We start from the raw sequence: 24560 nt of genomic DNA, 5'->3' as shown, positions 1-24560 counted from the left end.
TTGATATAATTCTTGTATCATTCTCGATTGGTAGGTCGTATTGACAATTTATGACCTATCTTTTTTTACCATAATTCGCTCAATTTAATATATATCAAGGGTTACAGGCCGCTTGTCGCCCCCCCAGCTCATTTACTCAAAGAGCGTAGGAAATTTCCGCGTCATATCACCTTACTAAATTATCAGATAGAAGGACTGATTTCAGATCAAAATGATTTAGTAGTTAATCTGAGTCAAGGCGGTGGCAAAATTTACATTAACAAACCATTAAAAACTGGGGAGCATAAAAAAATTCAGTTCTGCTTACCAGGAATAAGTTACACAGCTACTTCTATGGTGAAAATTGCCTGGCAAAGGAAAATTGGTTTAGATTCACCAGCTAAATATGAAGCAGGAGTGAAGTTTTTAGATATCTCACCAGTCAAGCTTAATACACTATTAGAACGGAAACAACTTATCTTCAGCAATCACTTTCAGTTCAAAGTATTACTGAAAACGTTTGCTGCTGCTGCCTGTATAGTTTCTGCACTTGCTCAGTCAGCTAGTAGTCAAACCGTTGCACCAGGCTCTATTCTCAGTATTTTGCTGGAGGGTCTTAATGATCGTATCTCTTGGGTAGCAAGTCAAAATCCCACTGATGAAGCTAGCTTCAGCTGGGAGCAATCTCCTAGGCAGCATCCGATTGGATTTAAGTTTAATCAATCTTTAGTGAGTGTTGATGATTTAGAGTCTGCTCCTGAGCCAATAACAATGGCTAGTTTGGTCTTATTAGGTGCTACATTTCTGATCCCATGTCGTCACCTAGAGTAATAATACCAAGTTAGATTAATTATCTATTTTGGCAGGATTATATTAAGGGTTAAGGTTATGAACTTAAGCTTTCTGTTTTTATTTGCCCTATTTTCACAAAAAATTCCTGATAAACCAATGGGGGTTGTTAAAAATTAATCATTTTAGTTATAGCAATTAATTTAGTTTAAAATTATTAATTTTAGTGAGGATGTGCCATTATTTAGCTACAATATAGATATGAGCACTTAGGTTAAATCCCCTGCCTGAAGGCAGGGGATTTCTTAATGGTATTAATTAGTTTAGAAAGTAAATACAAAATAATCAGTTAACTATTGACCCATACTCGAACATGAACACACCAGGTAGAAATTCCAGGTTGAAGCTTGTTTGCTTGTTCGCGTAGCGTGGCCGAAAGGCCAAGGTTCAGAAGATAACCTTTAACCTAGCAACCTATAGCAATCCTATCTGATTCGTGAAAGAAATGGGCTGCTTTAAGGCAGAAGGCAGAAGGCAGAAGGCAGAAGGAACAGGGTGCATCTCAATGCATGCAATTAGGCAAAAATTATAATAAAATCTCCGCGCCCCCGCCCCACACTTCCCGCGCCCCCGCCCCACACTTCCCGCGCCCCCGCCCCACACTTCCCACACTTTCCTTATTTTTTACAAATATGAGATGCACCCGAAGGAACAGGAGTTGGAGCTAGTTTTTAAAAAGTCCAGTGATTTTACAAATGATTTAGGATTGCTATAGTAACCTGGTAATAGCTTTTCCGTTTACATCTGAATTGTAAACATTGATGGAGGCATGGGGGGATGGGAAGAAAGTTAATTGAGGCAAATGCAAGTTGTAAACAATTCCGATGCTATCAGATTTGATATAGCAATCCTATCTGATTCGTGAAATAAATGGGCTGTTTTAAGGCATTTGGCAGAAGGCACCCACCCCTAACCCCTCCCAGGAGGGGAATGGCAGATGATACCGGAGTTAGAGCTAGTTTTTAATAAGTCCAGTGATTTTACAAATGATTTAGGATTGCTATATAACCTGCAACCAGTAACCTGTAACCTGTAACCTGTAACCTGTAACCTGTAACCTGCAACCAGTAACCTGCAACCAGTAACCTGCAACCAGTAACCTGTACCCTGTAACCAGTAACCTGTAACCTGTAACCTATAACCGGCTAACCTATAACCAGTAACCAGTAACCAGTAACCAGTAACCAGTAACCAGTAACCTGTAACCTGTAACCTGTAACCTGTAACCTGTAACCTGTAACCTGTAACCGGCAACCTAAACCTGCTCACCATCTATCGCTCGAATAAATCAAATTAGGATAAGGTTTACCTTATGAATAAGGTTTAAAGTTATAGCCCTAAAAATAAAGTAATTATGAATACGGATTTTGTACAAAATTTATTTATACAAAAAATCTACATTAAAAATACATTTTAACCTTTATTTAAACCTGATTAAAAACACTATTTTTGTAACTTCTCAATAACCGCTGTGGGGTGAAAAAGATAGGTATAGAGTTAGCCCCCTTGTCAAGAGTGCATAAATCTGGTTAAACAAAGGTATGCTTGAAAACTCTGTGCAAGTAAAAAATGAGCAACTCAGCGAGCTTCATGAGGTCGATGAGCTGCGTGCGCTTGTCAGACAACAGGCTGAAACGATAGCAGAATTAGCCAAGCACAATCAAGAGTTAAGCAAGCGCATCCGTGAATTGGAGGAAGAGTTACGAGCGAAAAAGAAACTGAATAAAAAGCCCCAACTGAGTGCGAGTAAGCTCAATGAAGGGAAGCATCTAGAACTTAAGCAAAGGAAAGGTAAACGTCCGGGTTCAGTCAAAGGTCGTAAGAAAGATAGCTTCGTGGTGGACACCGAATGGAAAATAGAACCCTCTCAACTGCCAGTTGGGGCAAAATTCAATGGATACCGAGAATATTTGTTCCACGAACTTCGCATAGAACGAAATAACATCCGCTTCTTGTTAGCCGAATATGTGTTACCAGATGGAGGAGTAATCAGTGGTCAATTACCGCCAGAGTATCAGCAATTCTGGACATTATGGCCCGCAACTAGTGGGATATATCTTGCACCAGTACTATCACAATCGAGTGACGCAACCAAAGATTCATGAGCAGCTACTGGAATGGGGTATCGAGATATCGGTCGGTCAAATCAATTCATACCTCAGGGCAAAGATAGATGTGTTTCACACTCTCTCAGGCATCGGTTTTAGGGGCAGGATTAAAATGCTCAGAGTATGTTCACACGGATGATACCGGAGCACGACACAGTGGGAAAAATGGGTATTGCACGGTGATTGGTAATGAATGGTTTACTTTCTTTGCGAGCACCCCCCGCAAGACTCGACGCAACTTCTTATCAGTATTACAAGGCAATGCCCCGATTTATGTACTCAATCAGGATGCCCACCAATATTTAGCTTCCTATCAGTTAGCCGACAAGCATATGAACCGATTGAGCTTTGGTTCAACGGTGCTAGGGAATAGCCCTGAGCAATGGCAGGACTATTTAGAGTCGATTGGCATTGTGCAGACCAAAGTGGCACAGAGGGTCACCGAAGCCGCTCTGCTGGGTGGATTAATCGAGAGTGGCATTAACCGAAAATTGTTGATTCATGCAGGATGGAGCCAGACAGTTCAATATTCTCATTCATGGGTTGTGTTGGGTTCATGCTGAACGAATCATCCGCAAATTAGAGGGGAGTACCGCTGAGTTTCGAGAGAACATTGAGGAAGTCCAAACCCTTCTATGGGAGTACTACCAACAGCTTATTTGCCTATCAAGATCACCCGAGTGCCGAGCAAAAGGAGTACCTATCTGTTCGCTTTGATGAAATCTTTGGTCGGTGTTATCTGCACCACCCCACTCTGAGCAACGCATTGAACCAATTTAGACAAAACAAGGAGCAATTGCTCCGGGTGCTCGACTTTCCCAATATTCCTCTGCACAATAATGCCGCCTTTTCTGACATCCGAGAATTTGTGACCCGTCGAAAAATCAGTGGTGGCACTCGCTCTGAGGCCGGACTTCAAGCCAGAGATACCATGATTGGTCTGAAAAAGACCTGTCGCAAATTAGGGATTTGTTTTTGGGCGTATTTACTGTCCCGCTTGCGAGGGGATGACAAAATCCCCCCCTTACCAGATTTGATTCGACAAAAGGCTATAGAGCGTGGACTGGTGGGTAGCCCTGCCTGATAATTTGCTGATCCAATTTATCAACCAGCGATTATTGAGAAATTGCCTATTTTTTGATGATGATTTTAGATAAAAAAAATGTAATTGACTGATTTATCCACCATGACTAACCCTATGGCTATCCCATAAAGCTACGGTTTACTCGTCCAATTGCATCACTATTATGGTCAGCTTGTAGAACTTTTTTGAGCTGGTTTGGCAAGCTCAACAGAGTCGCAGTGGTAAGTACCTGGAAATAAATCAAGTTAACGTTGTCAATAATTGTCAAGGCATTGAATCCCTTTATGTTTATTTTTGCCTTGTATTAAGTTACATTTTATTAACAGTTAAATTTAATTTAATCCTACTACTTAACCGCTTAACACCATCTATAATTACAAACCCGTACAACTCCGGTAATTCCTAAATAAATTTTCAGCTTTTTGTCGGAAATCAGGCAATTTATGCCATCGCTAGATTTGCTTAGTTCAAAGAGAGACAAATTAGCTCTCCACAGGACTTACGCAATTACGCTATATATAGCGTGTCAAGTCGAGGAAAAACAAAATTAATCCCTAAAGGGGAAAAACAGATAAAGTAAATGATAAGATCAAGGGAGAAACCAACTAAAAAAATAATGGGAATAAAGATTGGACAAGCTAGATTACTGTCAATATTTGTTGAGTAGCCAAAACAATTACACCATAACTAATTTGGCAGAGCATCTACCAAAAATAAGTATCAAATTAACCGATATTTAAAAAACGAAAAAATTAATCCTAAGACGTTGTGGTTAAATGTCAAAGAATATATTGAAGTAGATGAAAATGGCTATCTAGTATTTGACGATACAGTTTTGGATAAAAACCATTCCCCTAAAATATAATTGGTGCGAAAACAATACAGTGGAAATACTCATAGTGTGGTTCGAGGAATAGGAGTAGTAAATTGTATATACGTTAATAGTAAAACCGGTAATTTTTGGGTGATAGATTACCGGATATATGCTCCAGAACAGGATGGAAAAACCAAACTAGACCATGTAGAAGACATACTCATAAATTGTTTCATAAGAAACTCCCCTTTAAAAGAGTATTAATGGATAGTTGGTATGCCACTCAAAGACTAATGGCCTTAATTGATAACTGGGAAAAAATCTACTACTGTCCCTTAAAAAAGAATCGATTGGTGGATGAAACAGGAGGTAAGGAAAAATCCCAAATAATTGACTCATTGGAGGGTCGTGAGTTAGATGTCAAACCAGGGAAATTGATTAAACTAAAAAAGTTTCCTGACCAGAAAAAGGTGAAGTTGTTTCGGGTTACTATTTCTACCAATAGAACGGAATACATTGCCACAAATGAACTAACTGCCTCAGATATTGAACAGGTAAAATCCACTTGTTCTTACCGTTGGAAAATAGAGGAGTTTCACCGGGAACTTAAACAAGCGATGCAGCGCGGTCTTGGGGAGGCAGCGCGGTCTTGGGGGTTCCCCCCATGAGCGACTGCCGTGGTTTCCCCCATGAGCGACTGCATCAAGACATTGACTGGCAGACAATCTTGTCAGTGTCGTAAATCTCGAATCCAAAGAAACCATATTGCTTGTGCTATTTTGGTGTGGAATTTTCTGAAAAGACTAGCTTACTTGACTAAATGTACAGTTTATAAAATTAAGCCCCAAAGTTTATATTCATATTTAACTAAAGAACTTAAAAAACCTTCTTTAGTTATGAATTTAGTCTGATCAGAATCTACTCCATATCTGGTGTCTTTGCGTAAGTCCTGTCTCCAGCTAAATCCGAAGTTGGAGTGACTTTTACAGAGATATGACCAGAAGACCTTAATCACTCGTTAGTACCATGACTCAATCCACAGCAAAAACCTATTCCCGTCTGAAAGTATTTCTAGCAACTACTGCGACTACTTTGGCTGGTATGCTGGCGACTACTGGTGCAGCTAATGCAGCTAGTATCACCCATACTCAGACCATTGAATGGCGACCGACAACTGTTGATAAATTTTTCATTCTCCCCAAATTCGATGAGGCTTTGGGGACTCTCGAAAGTGTCACGATTGACCTGATCGGATTTGTCCAGGGAAATGCCCGTGCGGAAAGTCAGGAAGGCGCTCCAAGTACAGTAACCTTGGATCTGGCATCTAAAATTGCCTTAATCTTGAGTGAACCTGATATTACCCTAGTTGAGGTGAAGCCCCTAGTTTTAGAACAGGTTGGTCTCTCTAGCTATGACGGTGTACTTGATTTCGCAGGATCTTCTGGAGTCACATTGCCTGAGCGTACCGCTTCGGATAGCACAAGTAATACGTTTATGTCTGGGCTAGGAAGAGTTGAAAATTATTTATTATTGCTTTTGCCATAGTGTATCAACCGAAGTTCCACTAAACTGGAAACTTCGGTTTTATGTTGTTTAGTGATTATAGTCATTTCAAATAACAATGGAACACTTTTTCGTATGAAACCCTTTTATAGCAATAAATAGTTTTCTCAATATAAATTGAAATCACTATAGCTTCCGGCAAAAGAAGCCCCACAACGAACATGCGCAGCATGAGTGTTTAAAGTTACCGTAAGATCGGGTCGCTTTTATGGTTAGTCGGTTATGGGTAAAAGGGTTAAATCTTTTGTAATAAAGCGACCCTATCTAAGGTTTCGTCTCCAGGGATGAATTTTGCACAGAGTCTTTCACTTTAGACCAATCGATGTGTTATACTGGAAATACTGACTTTCAAAGCCGTTCGCGTAGCGTGGCCAAAGGCCATAAATGCTGGAAAGTTGGTCAAACATTATTAAACAAAAGACCAAGAAAACAGAGCGGCAGCGATGCAGCGCGGTCTTGGGGAGGCAGCGCGGTCTTGGGGGTCCCCCCCATGAGCGACTGCCGTGGTTTCCCCCACTCGCGCTTTGCATCAAGAGAGGGCAGTCCGTTCTTAAAGCCCAGCGCCTCCGCGCGCAATAGCTGGATTGGCGCTTGTTGCCCACACTGAACTCAAAGAGTCAGTGTGGGAGCTGTCACTCATCTGGTAAGCATTCAGCTATCAGCTATCAGCTATGAGCCATTGGCCTGTGGCAACGCTACTGTTCGCGCAGCGTGCGCGTAGCGCAATCGATGTTTTTGAATAAAATAACCTGTTCGCGTAGCGTGAGCCTTTGGCTCAGCGCTTACGTCATCTGACCAATGAACAATGGCTAATCACTAATCACTAATCACTAATCACTAATCACGCTTTGAAGAAACTATTCCCACTCTATGGTTCCAGGAGGTTTGGAGGTAATATCATATACTACCCGATTAACTCCCTTGACTTCATTAACAATTCGGTTGGAAATAGTTTCAAGTAAGTCATAAGGTACTCGTGACCAGTCAGCGGTCATACCATCTTCACTCGAAACAAAGCGCAATACAATCGGATGAGCGTAAGTGCGCTTGTCCCCCATTACTCCCACACTGCGTATTGGGAGCAACACGGCAAAGGCTTGCCAAAAGTCGTTATACATCCCCTGTCGGTGAATTTCATCTCGAACGATGAAATCAGCATCCCGCAGAATATTCAACCGTTCTGGGGTCACTTCACCAATGATGCGAATCGCCAATCCTGGTCCGGGGAAGGGATGTCGGCGCACAATCGATTCTGGCAAGTGGAGGTCACGACCAAGTTGGCGCACTTCGTCTTTAAATAGCTTGCGTAATGGTTCTACCAGCTTGAAGCGTAGGTTTTTGGGTAAGCCTCCGACATTGTGATGGCTCTTGATTTTCACAGCTACCCGCTCACCGGTTTTGGGATCAACGTTGGTATGGGCTGATTCAATTACATCCGGATAGAGGGTACCCTGAGCTAAATAATCAAATGGACCAAGACGTTGGGATTCTTCTTCAAAGACGCGAATGAATTCGTGACCGATGTGGCGACGCTTTTCTTCTGGGTCAGTGACACCAGCAAGGCGAGCCAAAAAGCGATCGCGAGCGTTCACATACTCTACTCGAATACAAAATTCTTCCTGAAATAGCTTCACTAACTGCTCTGGCTCGCCTTTGCGCATGAAGCCTTGGTCAATAAACATACAAGTTAGTTTATCCCCAATTGCGCGATGGAGTAAGAAGGCAAGGGTAGAGGAATCTACTCCACCAGACAAAGCCAACAGAACCCGTTTTTCCCCAACCTTGGCACGCACTTCTCGAATCGCTTCCTCAATAAAAGCAGCAGTGGTCCAAGTGGGTTCACACTCGCAGATGTTGTAAACAAAGTTACGGATTAGGGCAAGACCATCGGTTGAATGCACAACCTCTGGATGGAATTGCACGCCATAAAGTTTTTTATGATAGTTAGCGATGGTCGCACAAGGGGTATTCTGAGTATGGGCAAGGACTTCAAAGCCATCTGGCAAAGTCACACAGGAATCTCCGTGGCTCATCCACATGGTTGAGTGGTCTCGCACATTGCTCAGTAACTCAGTGGGGTGATCAATGAGTAAGGCGGCTTTACCATACTCAGCTTTCTTGGCTCTGGTAACTGTTCCGCCTAGTTGTTGCACCATCAACTGCATCCCATAGCAAACCCCTAGCACGGGTATACCGAGATTCCAAATTTCTGGGTCACATAGGGGGGCTCCATCGTCATAGACGGAATTGGGACCTCCAGAGAGAATGATGCCCTGGGGATGAAGCTGCTGTAGCTGTTGAGCTGTGGTCTGATAGGATAGCACCTCGGAGTAAACGTTAGTCTCGCGAATGCGACGAGCAATCAGTTCCGAGTATTGAGAGCCGAAGTCCAGAATCACAATCATCTGGCGATTCAACTGCTCTGCTAGAGAGGCTACAGCCAATGCCTCTTTCTGGTAAGATAGTTTGTTGGTCCTTAGGGTTACTGCTGTGTTCGTCATGTTTAGTTGTGTGAATGTACGAACAGGTCGCTGCCTAGGTGTGCTTCTGGGCAGCATAAATTGATTGCTATGAACAGATAGGTTGAAAGCTGATGGTTTCCGTAAATTAATCCTTCAACGCCCCAACACTTTGATGTGGATGGTAGCGCTGGCATTAACCAGTTAGTCTGAGTCGTAGACTCTCATCGACGATACAGAACTCAATCTGTTTACGGTTATTTCAGTTTCCACTCCCACACGCACTTCATAGACCTGCCTGGCAGTGGTATGTCTGTTGACAATCTCGTGACTTCTAGTCAGAAGATTTTTCAGGGTTTCAGTCTATATGTCCTGAAATGCGAAGTTTCAGCTGATAATCAGGTTAATTTATCATACATTGGGTTCGGCTACAAGATCCGCCCGCCAATATATTAAGATTTATAAAAATTTATCACAAATTTGAAATCAATGTCCAACCTGTGGGACTGGTAACAATAATTTTGCGTCCGCGATCGAACAATACAGAGCCCACCTGGATATGCTGCTCACTGTGTTTGCGGATGTAGTCAAAGCAGCGTTGGTCAATGGTCAATGCGATCGCATGATAAACCTGATTTACCCAATCAGTGCCCTGAGTCTGATCCCATTGACGCAGACAATTGAGAGCAGCTTCAGTGGTTTGACTGCCAAATACTTGCCTGATCAGTGGGGTTGGTACTCCTAACTGCGCACAGTGAGCGGTGAGTATTTCCAGTCGTCCATCAGCTAGGTGGTGGTGAGTATGAAAAATTCCTCCTGCCAGTTTAATTAACTTACCATGATAGCCAAATAACAAAAGTTCTGGCACCTGGGAGTATCCAGCTGCTACCAACAACGGTCCGAGCCAATTGGCTGTTTTAACCAGCCGCTCGGGATTAATCCCCAAGCCTCGCGCCAAATCTAAGCCATTTTCTCCGACACAGAACACTAGTGTTGTCGAATGTGAGGAGGCTTGCTCTTTTAGCAATTTGCTGGCTTTTGCTTTTAATTCCTCCTGGTAAGCAGCTAATTGACCAGGAGCACTCAGAGGCTGGGAAATGCCAGTAGTTCCTAGTAGGGAAAGTCCTTCTACTACACCAAAGGCAGAATTAGAAGTACGCTGTGCCAACTTCCGCCCTTCCGGCAAGATAATCGTCACCTGAATTTTCTCTGACGGTGCTAGCAGACAACTCAAGTTATGGTGCAATAGTTTCTCGGCATAAGCATAGATGGCTGGTTTGCCTCCGGCATTGATTTGTCGTCCAATTCCTTCACCCCCTAATAACTGTATCGATTCAGTTTGCTCCGAGGAACCCCATTCTACGACTGCCCAAATTGGGGTATTACGGGTAAGGTCAAGGTTATCACCAGGGTTAGAGTGAGTAATAGCTAGCGCTACCCCTTCTCGAATCCTAGCCACTTGCTCAATGGGAATGTCTACGGTTTCAGGAGGGTTAATTAAGTCCACTGAAACCGTTTCCAAGGGTTGGCCGTTGCGTAACTGATGGAGGGCGGCTATTGCTGAGGCACAGGCGAATACCGGTAAGGTATATCCAGATTGAGGTAGGGACATATCAATTGGTACTTACAACTATTTCTTTTCCTAAAATGTGAGTCCGTCAGCATATTCTAGGCATTACCCGGTGACTTTGGCTTCTGAGGTCAATCTTGCCGACCTATCCCTTGCGGCTAACTACCTACTCTAGTATCGACCTTCATCAGAGCAAATACAGAGGTTACTTCGTTCCTGATAACCATTGATTGGACTTTTAGGGCGGTACTGTTCACCGAGGATAGTATAGTGGAATCTCTAAAAGGAGTAGAACTTTTAGTCAAAATCCCATTGACTTTTGTCTGTGGCGATTGCTGCCTATTGCGCCACGTGAGCATGACGATGATTTAAACATACCTTCGGTGTGTACCCATGAGTCGAAGCCTGTTACTAACACCACATGATAGCTGGCAGTGCTTCACTACTTGACCCCGCTTTATCAGTAAGCAAGTTATGTCTTACTAATAGGGGTAAGGCTGTCACTCGGATTCCGCTCCGGCTGGGCTAACACCTGCATGGTTATCAAGTTGTAAGGGCTCATGTGTCAAGGGCAGCAAATCCCCCATACCCTGATCGGGTAAGGTTTCTAGCTAACGAATCGCACCTACTCCCTACTCCCTGTTCCCTTTGCTATCAGAAAATGTCGTGATTCATCTCACCGCTATAATCTTTGATTTAGCGGTGAGATGAATCACGACTAATAAATTAACAACGGGATAGCGTTACGGTTGAAAGTATTGGTGTATCTAATTCTACTCAGAATATCTGGTTTTGATAGAATCATGTTAAAATAGGCTAATGTTGACACTAACCTACGAGTACAAGCTAGTCCCGACAAAAGATCAGATCGCAATCATTGAAGAAATGTTAGCGGTCACAAGAAAGGTTTGGAATTATGCCTTAAGGGAGAGAAAGGACTGGTATAACAGTAGAAAGTGTTCGATAAATTCTTGTTCGTTACAGCAAGAATACATCATCCCAGCGAATGCACCTTATCCGGGATACAAAGAACAGTCAGCAGGTTTAACCAAGGCTAAAAAGTCTAACCCCGAACTGAAGCGTGTTAACGCACAAGTCCTACAACAAGTGCTTAAGACACTGGACAAAGCATTTACAAGCATGAAGAATCAGGGACATGGGTTCCCACGATTCAAAAATAAGTATCGAATGCGGTCTTTTGTCTTCCCTCAGTTTAAGGCTAATCCCGTAGTCAATGATTTGATTAAATTACCTCAAATTGGGATGGTCAAGATGCGATTATCACGACCAATACCTGAGGGGTTCAAAATCAAGCAAGTGAGAGTGGTTAGACGAGCCAGTGGTTATTTTGCAATGATTGCTTTGCAGAGTGACGTAAGTGTTCCTGATACACCAGTATGGGGGCATCCACTGGGGATTGATGTTGGGTTAGATAAGTTCTTAGCAACTTCTGATGGTGAGTTAATTGAACGTCCAAAGTTTTTAACAAAACTACACGGCGAGTTGAAATTACTGCAACGTAGACTGAAGTTAAAGAAATTGGGTTCAGCGAATCGACATAAACTCAATCATAAAATTGCTAGACTACATCAAAAAATCACAGATACCCGAAAAGACTTCCACTTTAAGTTAGCTGATCATTTGTGTGACCAAGCGGGCATGATATTTGTTGTTGGCGAAGCCTGTCCGAAGGACATAGACTTAGACTTTAGAACCTGGGCAAAAGGAATGCTGAGTAAGCATACTCTTGATGCAGGTTTTGGTCAGTTCTTCAATATTCTGGCTTGGGTGTGTTGGAAACGGGGTATATATTTTGGCAAGGTCGATTATAGGTATACGAGTCAAATTTGCCCCAATTGTGGGGCACATACAGGCAAGAAAGATTTATCTGAACGACTCCACAAATGCCCTGAATGTAGTTATGAAATTCACCGAGATGTTGCAGCCGCCCAAGTGATTTGTCAACGAGGTATCGCTGCGGTCGGGCAGACCGTGGAGGAAATTGACTGTGTAGGCGTTCTGTCAGGGGTTGGTAACAACCTAGATAAGTGCCGCAAAAGCAGTAAACCTAAGTCGTGAGGTTTAGGAATCCCTCGTTATAATCTCCGATTTAACGAGGGAGCATGTCAAAGTCCCAAGGGTTTGATATAAGGCTTGATTATGTATCCAACCTACAAAACCACTGTAGAGACAGTCTCCTTCAGGGCTAGCCACAAATACATGGTGTATTAGTAAAGGATTCTTCCAAGTCCGAATGGAAATGCCATTTTTAAATGTTATATAGGTCTTGGCTCGGTGAAAATCTCTACCATGACCATCAGTCATACCTGGGACTGAGTGTAATTGTTGAATTAAGCTAGTAATAAAGTCTCCTGGTGGAGGAGGTTGTGTGATAACTGGATTCGCCCAAAATTTCTGGATTTCTGCTGCGACTAAAGGATGATTTTTGAGAGCAGCATGATGCACATTAGGTAAACAAACGAATTGACTACGAGAAAACTTGGTTGTCTCTATTGTAATCGTGCCGTCGCTACCGTGATCACTATCACCAGCTATTACTAATGTGGGAATCACTGCGCCAATGGACTCTGCTAGTTGTCGGCGGTTGATACCTAAATCCTTTGCGATACCAATACCAATGCCCAAGGGGTCAATAATTCTAGCTACATCTGCACCACCAATAGGAGAACCAATCAACACTAAGGATTCTACTTGTGACCACCAGTCTCGGTGACGGCTGAGGAGTTCTAGCCAAATTAAGCCACCCATGGAATGACCAATAATTCGGATTGGTGTCTGGGGATAAGTGACAATGGTATCTAAGACAATGTGTTCGAGTTGGTTGATTAGGGGTTCTATCCAGAGCCAAGTTTTGAACCAACCGAGATCGGGAGTAATGATGGCAGTGCGGGATGTGGCTAAGGATTGGGCAAGGCGTGCCATCGCTTTAGAGTTATCCGCCCATCCGTGTTGTGCGTATAGAAGAAAATCTGGTTTGTCGGTCATTTCCCCTAAATCTGGAATACTGGTAGTTTCTTATCGATTTTAGGTAGGGGAGGACACCATGAGTAACCAATTGTGACACTCCCTTGAGGGACACAGAATAGGCTTTGCAAGAAAAGGAATGCACCCTAACAGTTGCAGTATCACTGGATTCTTGGAAAGAGATGCTGCATAGCATTAGCTACAAGGGCTGAGGGACATATTCCGGAATAGGTATAACCTATTAAGCAGGTACACAAAATTAATTACACATTTTCCAAAACTCAAAGCCTTGCAGGGTAAAGGTTACAGAGATTTGGAGTAGGCGATTAATTCTGTGTAAGTGCTTACTCGAGTTCCCAACACTGAAAGCCCCGCGTCTAAAGACCGGGGATGAAAGTGACTAGCGACTAAAGTCGCGTAGAAGAGAATCTTGATTGATACTTGAAAGTTTTATACGATTCTGTTAGTATAAATATATATCGAAAGAGGTCGAGATTCGTTCGGGTAGCGTGACCGTTCGGGTAGCGTGACCGAAGGTCAAGGTCAAGGTCAATGATTATACTAGAGTTTAAAGCGAAAGGTAAAGAGTCCCAATATTCAGCAATAGACGAGGCGCTCCGGACGGTTAAATTCATTCGTAATAGCTGCATTCGTCTATGGTTAGACAATAAAGGGACAGGGAAAAGTGACTTTAGTAGGTATTCTAAAATCCTGGCTAAAGAGTTTCCCTTTGCTAATGAATTGAACTCTACTGCCCGTCAGGCTGCCTCTGAGAGGGCATGGTCATCGATTGTTCGCTTCTACGATAATTGCAAGAAAAAAGTCCCAGGTAAAAAGGGTTTTCCCAAGTTCCAAAAACATGCTCGGTCTGTCGAATATAAGAAGTCAGGATGGAAATTATCCCCTGACAAGAAATCAATAACGTTCACGGACAAGAAGGGGATCGGAAAGCTTAAGCTCAAAGGTACCTGGGATTTATGGCGCTTCGACAAAAAGCAAATCAACCGAGTTCGGATAGTTAAGCGAGCTGATGGGTACTACGTTCAATTTTGCGTTGCAGTTAACGTAAAAGAGGAAATAGAGTACACAGGTGAGATGATTGGGCTGGATGTAGGACTTAAAGAGTTCTATACAGATTCCAATGGTCACTCCGAACCAAATCCCCGATTTTATAGAAAAGGGGAGAAACGCTTAAAGTTTTATCAACGTCGAGTTTCTCGAAAAAAGAAAGGCTCATCCAATCGCAGGAAAGCGGTTAACAGATTAGGCAGGCAGCACCTTAAAATAAGTAGGCAACGTGAAGAACATGCTAAGAGACTGGCACGTTGCGTAATCCGGTCTAACGACCTGGTCGCCTACGAAGATTTAAGAGTTAAAAACCTGGTTAAAAACCACTGCCTTGCTAAGTCTATTAATGACGCTGGTTGGTATCAATTCAGGAAATGGTTGGAGCACTTTGGGACTAAGTTAGGCAGGGTAACTGTCGCAGTAAACCCCGCCTATACCAGTCAAAACTGCTCTGAGTGTGGCGAAACTGTCAAGAAATCCTTATCTACTAGAACTCATGCCTGTAAATGTGGGTGTGAACTTGACAGAGACCATAATGCCGCTATCAATATCCGAAATCGAGCCATAAGTACGACGGGGCACGTCGGAACTTGGGTCATAGACCCGAAGGCTTCAGGAGATCTGACCTCTACTGTTCTTGGTTCCGGCCAGGTTCAGCAAGTCGGGTCGTTGATTGAAGAATCCCCGCGCCTTTAGGCCGGGGAGTGTCAACAAAACCCTTTGAAACCCCATGATCCGGTGCAATATATGAATACTGTAGACTATCTCCGGATTAGCTTGATTGACCGCTGCAACTTCCGTTGTCAGTACTGTATGCCTCAAGGAGCAGAGCTTGACTATATCCTACGGCAAGAATTACTCACTGATCAAGAACTGCTGACTCTGGTCAAGGAGGTGTTTATCCCGGTCGGATTTAGAAAGTTTCGCCTCACGGGAGGTGAACCCCTATTGCGTCCAGGTGTAGTGGAGTTAGTCAGAGCGATCGCATCTTTACCGGAAACACAAGATTTAGCGATGACTACCAATGCCTTTTTACTGGCTGGTATGGCAAAGGAACTCTACCAGGCGGGTTTACGGCGGATTAATATTAGTCTGGACTCCCTCAATCGAGAGACATTTGACAAAATTATCGGCAATCGGGGACGTTCGCGCTGGGAACAGACTTGGGAAGGGATAAAAGCTGCCCATCAGGTTGGATTTGACCCGTTAAAGCTGAATGTGGTGGTAATTCCAGGAGTTAATGACCAGGAAGTGCTGGATTTAGCTGCTCTAACCATTCACCGCTCCTGGCACGTTAGATTTATCGAGTTTATGCCCATCGGGAACTCCCAGCTATTTGGTCAGCGGGCGTGGGTACCTTCGGAAGAATTACGGCAACGGATTCACTTACGCTGGGGTTTGATAGAATCCAGTGTCCGGGGTAATGGCCCAGCTGATGTGTTCCAGATTCCTGGTGCCAAGGGCACCCTGGGATTTATTAGTCAGATGTCAGAATGTTTTTGCGATCGCTGCAATCGGATGCGTCTATCTGCTGATGGTTGGCTGCGTCCCTGCCTACTTAATGAACAAGGTCAAGTTGACTTAAAAACTGCTCTACGCAGCGGCGTTGATACCGCTGACTTAAGAGAGCAGGTCAGACAGTTGCTGATGATTAAACCAGAAATCAATTTCAAGGAGAGAGACTCTGGTATCGATGGTTCATATACAAGGACGATGTCACAAATCGGCGGATAGTTTTTTAGGTTGCAGGTTAGCAGGTTAGCAGGTTGAAGGTTAGTCAAGTTGAAGGTTGAAGGTTAGTCAAGTTGAAGGTTGAAGGTTAGTCAAGTTGAAGGTTGCAGGTTAGTCAGGTTGAAGGTTGCAGGTTAGTCAGGTTGAAGGTTCCAGGTTACAGGTTAGCAGGTTAGCAGGTTACAGGTTACAGGTTAGCAGGTTCCAGGTTATAACCTTCAACCTACCCTACAGGAACGCCACAGGCGAACAACCTGTTAACTTTCAACCGTTGTCAACCTTCAACCTGTTAACTTTCAACCGTTGTCAACCTTCAACCTGTTAACTTTCAACCGTTGTCAACCTTCAACCTGTTAACTTTCAACCGTTGTCAACCTTCAACTCGGGTTAGACTTTCCTGGAGTAGTACTCAACCACCAGTAGCTCGTTAATTTGTAATGCCACCCATTCCCGATCAATAATCCCATTCACCTTCCCGGTGAAGGTGTTCTTATCAAACTCTAAATGGCTAGGAAGGTTTGCTAAGCCAGGAAATTCCAAGTTACGTTCTACTAGACGGCGGGATTGATCACGGTTTCTAACCGCAATCACATCGCCAGGGCGACACTGATAGCTAGGAATATTGACTACTGTACCATTTACTGTAACATGACCGTGACTCACGAGCTGACGAGCCGCTGGGATGGTACCTCCCATACCCATGCGGAAGACTGTGTTATCCAGTCGCATTTCTAGCAGTTGCAGCAAAGCTTGTCCAGTGGAACCGGTGGCTCGACGAGCTTTACGGACATAGCGAATTAACTGCTTTTCAGTCACTCCGTAGTTATAGCGCAGTTTCTGCTTTTCTTCGAGACGGATCGCATATTCTGAGCGTTTCCGACGGTTTTGACCATGTTGACCTGGGGGATAGGCACGGCGCGGCGTTTTACGACTTAAACCGGGCAAATCACCCAGACGGCGAACGACCCGCAGACGCGGGCCTCTATATCGAGCCATATAACTTCCTCTTTACTATTTTGTGTACTATCTTGACTAAAGATTTCCCAAAACTATTATCATACAATTTATTAGGGCCGTGGGCATAAGGAAATTGCCATGGGGAAGATTCCGGGCAGGTGTTAGCTCAATAGCCCTATCTACGGGAATTTCCATAGTGCAAACCACCTGAGAAGGTCAGCTATCAGCATTCAGCTATCAGCATTCAGCATTCAGCGATTGGCCTGTGGCCACGGTACTGTTCGCGCAGCGTGCGCGTAGCGCAATCGGTGCTTTTAGGTGCGACCCGTGGCGAATTTAATAATTAGATGCGGAAAGCGCACCTTTGAATAAAATAAGCTGACCGCTCAATGATTATGACACAACTACCATAAATAATCACTTCTAGGGTTATATCATGTCCGGATAATTAGTGATAAAAAACCATCTCCGATTAAACCTTATTCCTTTACTTGTGCCACATGCCTTCGATTGGGCCAAGGGTGTAAGTATTCAACCGGACATGATATTAGTGACCCAGGACGTAAGTAAAAATCAGCGGAGCTACAATTGATGCATCCGATTCAATCACGTAACTAGGGGTGTCCGTATCAAGTTTGCCCCAACTAATCTTTTCACTAGGTAGTGCGCCACTGTAGGAACCGTATGAGGTGGTACAATCGCTAATTTGGGCGAAGTAACTCCACAACTTACAGTCTTCCTTGAGATCCTGGTGGATCAGTGGCACAACGCAGATGGGAAAATCTCCAGCAATTCCACCCCCAATTTGAAAGAACCCCATGGAAAAATCTCTAGTATTTTCCTGATACCAATTCACAAGAAATACCATCAGCTCCAGACCGCTCCGCACAACATTCAAGCGACTGATATTGCCTTTGATAACTTCAGAAACAAAGGAATTTCCCAGAGTTGAATCCTCCCATCCAGGAACAAAAATAGGAATTTGTTTCTGCCATGCTGCCATCACCCATGAGTCACAAGGATCAATTTCATAAGAGTCTTTAAGCTCTTGACTTTCAATAAGTTGATAAATGAACTCGTATGGGAAAAAGCTTTTGCCAGATTGATCAGCTGCTTGCCACAGTTTCACCATATGCCGATCAATTTTCCTCATCGCTTCTTCTTCAGGGATACAGGTATCAGTAACTCGATTCATACCGGACTCAAAAAGAACCTTTTCCTCTTCTGGTTTCAGTGAACGATAATCCGGTACTCTCTTATATTGAGAGTGGGCAACCAGATTGAAGATATCCTCTTCAAGATTCGCTCCGGTACAGCAAATGGCATGTACCTTGTCTTGGCGAATCATTTCAGCCAGAGAGATACCCAGCTCTCCTGTACTCATGGCACCAGCCATAGTCAGAAACATTTTATTACCAGATTCCAGGTGTTTCACCCATCCTTCAGCCGCCTCAACACACACAGCTGCATTAAAGTGTCGAAAATTTCTCTTCATGAACTCTCGAATCATAGTTTTTCCTCCAATAGTGGGTCTTACAGTTGAGTACTTTACAGAACTATAGATAAACGTTTTAGAAACAGCAGAATCACCCATTGATAAAATGGTAAAAAAACGGAAGCAGCAGTTAGTTAACAGCCTTGATTAAAAACCTGCTAGTGCGAACTTGAACTCTCCCTCAGTTAAAGCAGGAAGAAAACAAGCTAGGAGATCAAGTCTTCATATAATTTAAAACATAGTACCGTTGGCTCCGGAGCAAAACTCCCAGGGCTGACTTTGACTATACTTAAGCCTTGATGCAGTCTCTCAGGGGGAAGCAGCTAGGGTTTTTTTCACCACCAAACACTGCTATAAAATCCTGATCTAGTAAACTAGCTTTTGACGTTTATGATTCCTCGCCACAAATTTCGTAGACAAGGAAAATAACGCCCCTAAGTTGTTTTTATCCCCGCCGCTTGTACACAAGGGGTTTCAACTGCGTTTGAGATCAAGAAATGCCTGATCACCAGCAACGGTTCTCTATTTGGTGTTGTTTTTAACAATTATCACAATCTCTTATTGTATATCAATCCGGTAACACCTGTCTTGAAGGTCACTGGTGGAGCGGACAGGGAAATAAGTGACCTCCCTCATCTGGCGTTGCTTTTGTTGTAGGATGATTGAAGGGAATGGACAGCTAGTAAGTGTTTTGCTATGGTTAGTCTAAAATCTAGAGTAGAATCGGCTGTGGGTTTGAGGCACTGATTGCCTGTTCATCCACTACTCCTACCTCAGTCCTGATACAATTAACGCCATGACAGACTTGATTAGTGAAATTTTAAGTAAAGTAGGGTCAGTTGCTCCTCAAGTACCGCCATACTTTGAGTCCCTAGAAACCTACGCTGTTAAGAAAGTTTCCGATGCTGACACTATTGATGTGATTGATGCCTCCGGAGAAGACATTACAGTGCGGTTCGTTTACATTGATGCACCAGAAACTCCTAAGGGGTGGGGTTACAAAAAACTTGAGGATAAAAATCAGGACAATGCGTTCTATCAAAGTCAATTTAAGTGGGGCAACGAAGGGAAAGACTGGGTCAAACAGTTGGTAGAAGAAAACAGGAATAAAGTTAAATTGAGAATTACCGACATCGACACTCGCTACAATCGTAGAATTGGCGAAGTTTACTTATTGGATGGCACGTTTATTCAGCATAGTTTAGTAAAAGAAGGATTAGCACTGATTTATTACGATTATTTTAGTAAGTGCCCTCGTGAGATGGCTATTTCCCTTCTGTTGGCAGAGGCAGATGCGGAACGCCAAGGAAAAGGGTTATGGCAAGAACCGAAGTCCGGATTTATCGAGCCTTGGTTGTTTCGTCCCCTTAAGAAAAAGCAAAAAGCCCTACTTGCAGACCCAGATGAATATCAGCAGCTTACAGAAAAAATTCAAACCCTCTGTGAAGACCTAGAAGCTGGAAATCTTACTAAAGATCAGTTTGAGGATACCTTTAAGCAGACGCTGAAGTAATATAGCAGTTCTCAATTGGTTGAGGTACTTTTGTTCTGGGTTTTAGGGAGTAGGGAGTAGGAAGTAGGGAGTAGGGTTAAGAACATTGAATGTAGGTCATATAGCCATTGGCAGATAAGTTAATTAATAAAATTGGACAAAAAAGATACAGTCCACTTATATATTGGCAATAATCAATACTTAGGTTGAATGCCAAGTGCTCTATTCCCTATTCCCTATTCCCTATTCCCTATTCCCTATTCCCTATTCCGAAGTTACCTAAAAACTTTTATATCCAAAATATTAGCATAATTAAGGGCAAAAAAAGGATTAACTTAGAAACCGCTCCAGCTCCAGATGTAGTATAAATTGATATTACCAGTAGTTCTATGAACCGTTTGGCAGTATAGCACTACGCATTAAGATTAGGACATTTATAAACTCCGAAACCTAGTCCTAGCTTACTTTTGAATTCTGACTTCTCACTTCTGACGCTAAGCGTAGCGCTATATATGCCGAGTTAGGGGTTTCAGAAGTTTGGCATTATGATGGTGAATCTTTTGAGATTTATCAGTTACGAGATCGAGAATATAGTCAATAAAGTTTGGCTTTTCCTGGTTTACCTATAGGGGAAATTGAGGGATTTTTAGCAGAGGTGGACACCAAAGATTATTTGCAGTTGGTAGCAGAATTTCGGAATTGGGTGAGGAAGGGTTAAACTCGTCTAAATTCTCAACATCCCCTTTGAGATCAGAAGATGTTGAGGAACGTTTCTAAAGCATTAGATTGCAGAGTCTAAGCAACCGTGCCAGTAATAGAGTATTGTCCTAAGCTGCCGTAATCACTGTATCCGGTAGCTAAGTTTCCTTGACCCGTACCATCAATGCTTAGATAATACTGCCCTGGACTGAGATCAAGATTAAAGCTAGCGGACAGAGAACCGATGGGATTAGAAGAGCTAATCAGTTGACCGGAAGCATTATATAGCTTAGCCAGAATGTCTAAATTAGGTCCTCGCTCAAAAGGCTTAATATCTAGGGCTATGTTGCCCGTTGTTGAATTGAACTCAAACCAGTCAATGTCGTTATTTTTTTCAATGATGCCATAATTTTCCACCTGACCATCATTGATCGATAGCGCTGCTGCACTGGTTAGCTGGTTACTATAATCGTCCCGGCGATAGCCAAAACCATTTTGCCCAGTGATGATGTCTAGGTCATCTTCTTGGTTGCTGGCACCGGTATACTCACCTTTGCTCCATTGACTGAGATTTCGATCGTTGCCCTCTCCCATAATAGGAGCCCACCCGGTTTCGACACTGCCATTGCCATGACCATAGTAGTAGTCGTTGGTGGAATCACCCTCATGAGACAAACCCAAGGTATGACCTACCTCATGGCTAATAGCTTCAGCCACCGATTTCTCACTGCCTCCAGCGCGATTCTCTGAAAAAATAAAGGCGGGGGTATCACTGTCCCAGTTGAATGAATCCATATAAGCCAAACCACCGGTACCTTTTTGATACCAGGAACCATCTCCCCCAATGACAACGCGAATGCCCCATTGGGAATCACTACCGCTGGTTTTTTTGAGTTGGTCATCGGAAGGTTGGGCAGTAGTCACATTCACATCAAAGGGACTAAAGTCTTCTGCCACCCGTTGCCAAATGCGCCAAATAGTCTCTCTCTCAGCAGTGGAGAAATTGGAAGTATTCCCATCCGTGTCATAGGCAGGGGTCACAATGGAACTCCCGAAGTTCTTGTTCCATGAGGTACCTGTGGTAGTATGACCATCAAAGTCAAGGTAGATAATGTGGTCTGCCTCTAAGTTACTGTTGAGGGAAAAGACTTGGTTCGGGCTCAAGGGCTGATAGGTATTTGGTTTGCTAGTTCCAGACAACTCTAAATTATAGGAAACAATTCCATTGCTACTAGGAGCGTAGCGTTTTACCTGGGCAAAGTAAGTGCCACTGGTAGCACTGTAGTTGATAACATCGTTAGCATTGCCACCCTGTAAAGAGCTAGCCACTTGTTGGTCGCCCAAGTCAAAGATGCCATTGTTGTTAGTGTCCCGGTAGAGTCTGAGGTTAGCATCATCTCCCGCACTGATATTGTGTAGATTTAGGTTAATTTGACGGTTGTTTGAGACCCTAAACTTAAACACATCAGTGGCGTCTGAGGTAGTGAGTGTGTACCGATTGCGGCTGATGGGATTGCCGCTGAAAGTGCCTAAATTGAAAGTACCCATGATTAACTACTTGTTTCTTTTCTGTGAAAAGCACTGTAAATTAGCCCAAAAACTGGATTTTACTGGCGCTTTCCTACATCTACAGGGTAATAAACCACACCTAGTTTTTTAAGATTTGTAAGCAAAGTTTATCAGCTCTTAATTTTGAACGAAATTAGCTGAATTATCACAGCGGTCAGAGCTGATTGGTAAAAGAAGCTATAACCATGGCGCTGAAAGGCTTTCAATAATTCGGGCGCTTGTGCACGCCCTGTTCCCGGAAATCCATGTCTGTCAAAGGATTTGAGCTCTTTATATTTACTTTATAAATTAGCTCTGCTGGATTACTCTAAATTCTCAACATCCCCTTTGAGTCCGGAAAATGTTGAGGCAATGTTGAGGAAAGTTTCTAAGCCTAGTCGCTCTAAAGCCCAACGGTCAACTCTCCTACTATAGCTATAGTGGTCTACCGGATCCTAACAACTTTCATAATCAGGGTGCGGAAAAGGTTATTTAAAACGGTTGGAATCAATACCATAATATCTTCTATGGTCAGCCAGGTTTATAGCTTATAATCCCCTCTTTCAAATAGTTTTAAATCATAATTATTACTTTTCAATTGTTCAATAAAAGTAGATCCTTGAGTTTCAGTAAGTTCATGTAGGGTGGGCAGTGCACCAGACAGATCAGATCAGCTGTTAATAGGCTTGATAGGCACTGCCCACCTAGGATTCATGACTGTGAAGTTTGAACTTTGAAGTTTGAAGTTTGAACTTTCAACTTTCAACTTTCAACTTTCAACAAACGTTCAGACTGCCATGCCCCGTTCCACAGCGGGTCGCTGCTGCATTGTCTCGACCCAGCGTTTGAGGTGGGGATGGTTATCTAGGGTGACTCCCAAATAGTCATAGGCAGCTACCCAAGGATAGGTAGCTATGTCGGCAATGGAGTAATCTCCAACAATGAATTCTTGTTTTGCTAATTGCTGATCTAAGACACCAAACAGACGTAGGGTTTCTTTTTCATAGCGATCGATAGCATAGGGAATCTGTTCTGGAGCAAAGCGTCGGAAGTGACTCAGTTGACCAAACATTGGTCCAACGCTTGCCATCTGGAACATCAACCATTCAATCACTTGTATTCTTGCTGCTGTATCGGTTGGCAACAACTTGCCTGTCTTTTCTGCTAAATAAATTAGGATTGCTCCTGACTCGAAAACTTTTATACCAGTATCCTGGTCAATGATAGCAGGAATTTTACTATTGGGATTGATTGCTACATATTCGGGAGTAAACTGTTCTCCCTTTGCTATGTTAATTGTGTGAACGGTGTAGGGAAGTCCTACTTCTTCGAGCATGATAGCAGGTTTGCGTCCGTTAGGCGTGGAAAAGGTATATAGATCAATCATGATTATTTTATAGGAACTCTCAATTGGGTGATGGACTTTATTTCTGGATTTTAGGGAGTAGGGAGTAGGGAGTAGGGAGTAGTGGTAATAAATTAAATTTACCTGATAAGTATGCTCAACAGTATGAGCAACGCGCTGATCTAAATTCCTCCCTGAATTTCTCCCTGATTTTATCTAAGTGCGTGCCACAATTTTTGACTCTATAAAGGTAATTTGTAATGGGCAATTAGCTATTACCAATAAAGTTTTCCCGATTACCCATTACCGATTACCCATTATCCGAGAATCGTTATCACATCCTTAAACATAAATGAGATTAGTTAGGGCATTAATTTTGTCAACTAGAGTCGGTTTACGCACAAGACCTTCCAACCGCTCAACTACTTTACCTTGGTTGAATAAAAATAGGGAAGGAATTGCTTCAATGTGATAGTGGCTGGCTAGTTGTTCGTAGTCATCAACATTTAATTTGCCTACTTTGACAACCCCATCAAATTCTGTGGCTAATTCAGTGACGATTGGATTCATTACCCGACAAGGTCCACACCATGGTGCCCAAAAATCTACTATGACTGGAATGGAACTGTTGAGGATTTCGGTTTCAAAGTTATCGTCATTTAGGGTAATATATTTGGCTGTTTCTGACATAGTTTAATTCCTCCTAAACTAGGAATGATTGTTGAGTGTTGACTGACAGTTATCAGCTATCAGCGCGTCGCGTATCAGCTTAAGCGCTACGCCCACGCTACTTGAGGTGCTATCAGCTATCAGC

The 24560-nt window shown here is 43.1% G+C and carries 19 protein-coding genes and 1 pseudogene; 11 read left to right on the top strand and 9 right to left on the bottom strand.

What is annotated here, in order from left to right:
• Nucleotides 1-57: 57 nt before the first annotated feature.
• The 4 genes from F6K63_RS29930 to F6K63_RS29915 all read left to right on the top strand — a co-directional run bounded on the left by F6K63_RS29930 (nucleotide 58) and on the right by F6K63_RS29915 (nucleotide 4020).
• Nucleotides 58-810 (top strand): PilZ domain-containing protein, encoded by a 753-nt coding sequence (locus F6K63_RS29930; RefSeq protein ID WP_353813124.1) that lies wholly within the window; start codon nucleotides 58-60, stop codon nucleotides 808-810.
• Nucleotides 811-2369: 1559 nt separating this feature from the next.
• On the top strand, nucleotides 2370-2933 hold the full coding sequence (locus F6K63_RS29925; RefSeq protein WP_287313981.1) for a hypothetical protein: 564 nt from the start codon (nucleotides 2370-2372) through the stop codon (nucleotides 2931-2933).
• Nucleotides 2934-3001: 68 nt separating this feature from the next.
• Entirely contained in the window at nucleotides 3002-3499 is a 498-nt protein-coding gene (locus tag F6K63_RS29920; protein ID WP_048815169.1) for a hypothetical protein, read from the top strand.
• 50 nt (nucleotides 3500-3549) lie between these two features.
• Complete coding sequence (locus tag F6K63_RS29915; protein ID WP_008179902.1) at nucleotides 3550-4020, top strand: IS66 family transposase; 471 nt, start codon at nucleotides 3550-3552, stop codon at nucleotides 4018-4020.
• Between the two features lie 118 nt (nucleotides 4021-4138).
• Here F6K63_RS29915 and F6K63_RS29910 read toward each other — a convergent pair whose 3' ends face one another.
• Entirely contained in the window at nucleotides 4139-4288 is a 150-nt protein-coding gene (locus tag F6K63_RS29910; protein WP_287313979.1) for a hypothetical protein, read from the bottom strand.
• 361 nt (nucleotides 4289-4649) lie between these two features.
• On the opposite strand from F6K63_RS29910, the pseudogene F6K63_RS29905 reads away from it, so the two are divergent.
• Nucleotides 4650-5745: pseudogene (locus F6K63_RS29905) on the top strand (IS701 family transposase).
• 115 nt (nucleotides 5746-5860) lie between these two features.
• Nucleotides 5861-6379: a choice-of-anchor E domain-containing protein gene (locus tag F6K63_RS29900; RefSeq protein WP_008179897.1), complete on the top strand. Its 519-nt coding sequence runs from the start codon at nucleotides 5861-5863 to the stop codon at nucleotides 6377-6379.
• Nucleotides 6380-7254: 875 nt separating this feature from the next.
• On the opposite strand, the gene guaA is transcribed toward F6K63_RS29900, so the two are convergent.
• Nucleotides 7255-8898, bottom strand: coding sequence for a glutamine-hydrolyzing GMP synthase (gene guaA / locus F6K63_RS29895; RefSeq protein WP_008179893.1), 1644 nt, complete (start codon nucleotides 8896-8898; stop codon nucleotides 7255-7257).
• A 430-nt stretch (nucleotides 8899-9328) separates the two neighbouring features.
• Nucleotides 9329-10468, bottom strand: coding sequence for a cobalt-precorrin-5B (C(1))-methyltransferase CbiD (gene cbiD, locus F6K63_RS29890; RefSeq protein WP_008179892.1), 1140 nt, complete (start codon nucleotides 10466-10468; stop codon nucleotides 9329-9331).
• Nucleotides 10469-11245: 777 nt separating this feature from the next.
• Here cbiD and F6K63_RS29885 point away from each other — a divergent pair.
• A complete protein-coding gene (locus F6K63_RS29885) occupies nucleotides 11246-12505 on the top strand; it encodes an RNA-guided endonuclease InsQ/TnpB family protein (RefSeq protein WP_008179890.1) in 1260 nt (419 codons plus the stop codon).
• Nucleotides 12506-12508: 3 nt separating this feature from the next.
• Here F6K63_RS29885 and F6K63_RS29880 read toward each other — a convergent pair whose 3' ends face one another.
• The gene (locus tag F6K63_RS29880) at nucleotides 12509-13432 is read right to left on the bottom strand and encodes an alpha/beta hydrolase (protein ID WP_008179887.1); all 924 of its coding nucleotides are present in this window, start codon (nucleotides 13430-13432) and stop codon (nucleotides 12509-12511) included.
• A gap of 531 nt (nucleotides 13433-13963) precedes the next feature.
• Here F6K63_RS29880 and F6K63_RS29875 point away from each other — a divergent pair.
• A complete protein-coding gene (locus tag F6K63_RS29875) occupies nucleotides 13964-15175 on the top strand; it encodes an RNA-guided endonuclease InsQ/TnpB family protein (protein WP_008179885.1) in 1212 nt (403 codons plus the stop codon).
• 51 nt (nucleotides 15176-15226) lie between these two features.
• The gene (gene moaA / locus F6K63_RS29870; RefSeq protein ID WP_008179882.1) at nucleotides 15227-16213 is read left to right on the top strand and encodes a GTP 3',8-cyclase MoaA; all 987 of its coding nucleotides are present in this window, start codon (nucleotides 15227-15229) and stop codon (nucleotides 16211-16213) included.
• Nucleotides 16214-16597: 384 nt separating this feature from the next.
• On the opposite strand, the gene rpsD is transcribed toward moaA, so the two are convergent.
• Together rpsD and F6K63_RS29860 are read right to left on the bottom strand one after the other, a co-directional pair.
• Nucleotides 16598-17206, bottom strand: coding sequence for a 30S ribosomal protein S4 (gene rpsD, locus F6K63_RS29865; protein WP_008179879.1), 609 nt, complete (start codon nucleotides 17204-17206; stop codon nucleotides 16598-16600).
• Between the two features lie 508 nt (nucleotides 17207-17714).
• Entirely contained in the window at nucleotides 17715-18677 is a 963-nt protein-coding gene (locus F6K63_RS29860) for a deoxyhypusine synthase family protein (RefSeq protein ID WP_287251123.1), read from the bottom strand.
• A gap of 781 nt (nucleotides 18678-19458) precedes the next feature.
• Here F6K63_RS29860 and F6K63_RS29855 point away from each other — a divergent pair.
• Complete coding sequence (locus F6K63_RS29855) at nucleotides 19459-20175, top strand: thermonuclease family protein (RefSeq protein ID WP_008179877.1); 717 nt, start codon at nucleotides 19459-19461, stop codon at nucleotides 20173-20175.
• Between the two features lie 185 nt (nucleotides 20176-20360).
• A complete protein-coding gene (locus F6K63_RS29850) occupies nucleotides 20361-20522 on the top strand; it encodes a hypothetical protein (RefSeq protein ID WP_287313978.1) in 162 nt (53 codons plus the stop codon).
• 427 nt (nucleotides 20523-20949) lie between these two features.
• On the opposite strand, the gene F6K63_RS29845 is transcribed toward F6K63_RS29850, so the two are convergent.
• From F6K63_RS29845 to trxA, 3 genes are all read right to left on the bottom strand, one after another.
• Nucleotides 20950-22401, bottom strand: a complete 1452-nt coding sequence (locus tag F6K63_RS29845; protein ID WP_008179870.1) for a pre-peptidase C-terminal domain-containing protein — start codon at nucleotides 22399-22401, stop codon at nucleotides 20950-20952.
• Nucleotides 22402-23188: 787 nt separating this feature from the next.
• Nucleotides 23189-23788, bottom strand: a complete 600-nt coding sequence (locus F6K63_RS29840) for a glutathione binding-like protein (RefSeq protein ID WP_008179868.1) — start codon at nucleotides 23786-23788, stop codon at nucleotides 23189-23191.
• 300 nt (nucleotides 23789-24088) lie between these two features.
• Nucleotides 24089-24436 (bottom strand): thioredoxin, encoded by a 348-nt coding sequence (gene trxA, locus F6K63_RS29835; protein ID WP_008179866.1) that lies wholly within the window; start codon nucleotides 24434-24436, stop codon nucleotides 24089-24091.
• Between the last annotated feature and the right edge of the window lie 124 nt (nucleotides 24437-24560).

Origin of the sequence: Moorena sp. SIO1G6 (assembly GCF_010672795.1) — a bacterium.
GTDB classification, from domain to species: Bacteria; Cyanobacteriota; Cyanobacteriia; order Cyanobacteriales; family Coleofasciculaceae; genus Moorena; species Moorena producens.
This window is presented reverse-complemented; position numbering and strand designations above follow the sequence as displayed.

Bases quoted from the DNA above. Each gene is read 5' to 3' on its own strand.
- F6K63_RS29925 (WP_287313981.1), top strand. From the start codon at position 2,370: ATGCTTGAAAACTCTGTGCAAGTAAAAAATGAGCAACTCAGCGAGCTT.
- F6K63_RS29920 (WP_048815169.1), top strand. From the start codon at position 3,002: ATGTGTTTCACACTCTCTCAGGCATCGGTTTTAGGGGCAGGATTAAAA.
- F6K63_RS29900 (WP_008179897.1), top strand. From the start codon at position 5,861: ATGACTCAATCCACAGCAAAAACCTATTCCCGTCTGAAAGTATTTCTA.
- guaA (WP_008179893.1), bottom strand. From the start codon at position 8,898: ATGACGAACACAGCAGTAACCCTAAGGACCAACAAACTATCTTACCAG.
- cbiD (WP_008179892.1), bottom strand. From the start codon at position 10,468: ATGTCCCTACCTCAATCTGGATATACCTTACCGGTATTCGCCTGTGCC.
- F6K63_RS29885 (WP_008179890.1), top strand. From the start codon at position 11,246: ATGTTGACACTAACCTACGAGTACAAGCTAGTCCCGACAAAAGATCAG.
- F6K63_RS29880 (WP_008179887.1), bottom strand. From the start codon at position 13,432: ATGACCGACAAACCAGATTTTCTTCTATACGCACAACACGGATGGGCG.
- F6K63_RS29875 (WP_008179885.1), top strand. From the start codon at position 13,964: ATGATTATACTAGAGTTTAAAGCGAAAGGTAAAGAGTCCCAATATTCA.
- moaA (WP_008179882.1), top strand. From the start codon at position 15,227: ATGAATACTGTAGACTATCTCCGGATTAGCTTGATTGACCGCTGCAAC.
- rpsD (WP_008179879.1), bottom strand. From the start codon at position 17,206: ATGGCTCGATATAGAGGCCCGCGTCTGCGGGTCGTTCGCCGTCTGGGT.
- F6K63_RS29860 (WP_287251123.1), bottom strand. From the start codon at position 18,677: ATGATTCGAGAGTTCATGAAGAGAAATTTTCGACACTTTAATGCAGCT.
- F6K63_RS29855 (WP_008179877.1), top strand. From the start codon at position 19,459: ATGACAGACTTGATTAGTGAAATTTTAAGTAAAGTAGGGTCAGTTGCT.
- F6K63_RS29845 (WP_008179870.1), bottom strand. From the start codon at position 22,401: ATGGGTACTTTCAATTTAGGCACTTTCAGCGGCAATCCCATCAGCCGC.
- F6K63_RS29840 (WP_008179868.1), bottom strand. From the start codon at position 23,788: ATGATTGATCTATATACCTTTTCCACGCCTAACGGACGCAAACCTGCT.
- trxA (WP_008179866.1), bottom strand. From the start codon at position 24,436: ATGTCAGAAACAGCCAAATATATTACCCTAAATGACGATAACTTTGAA.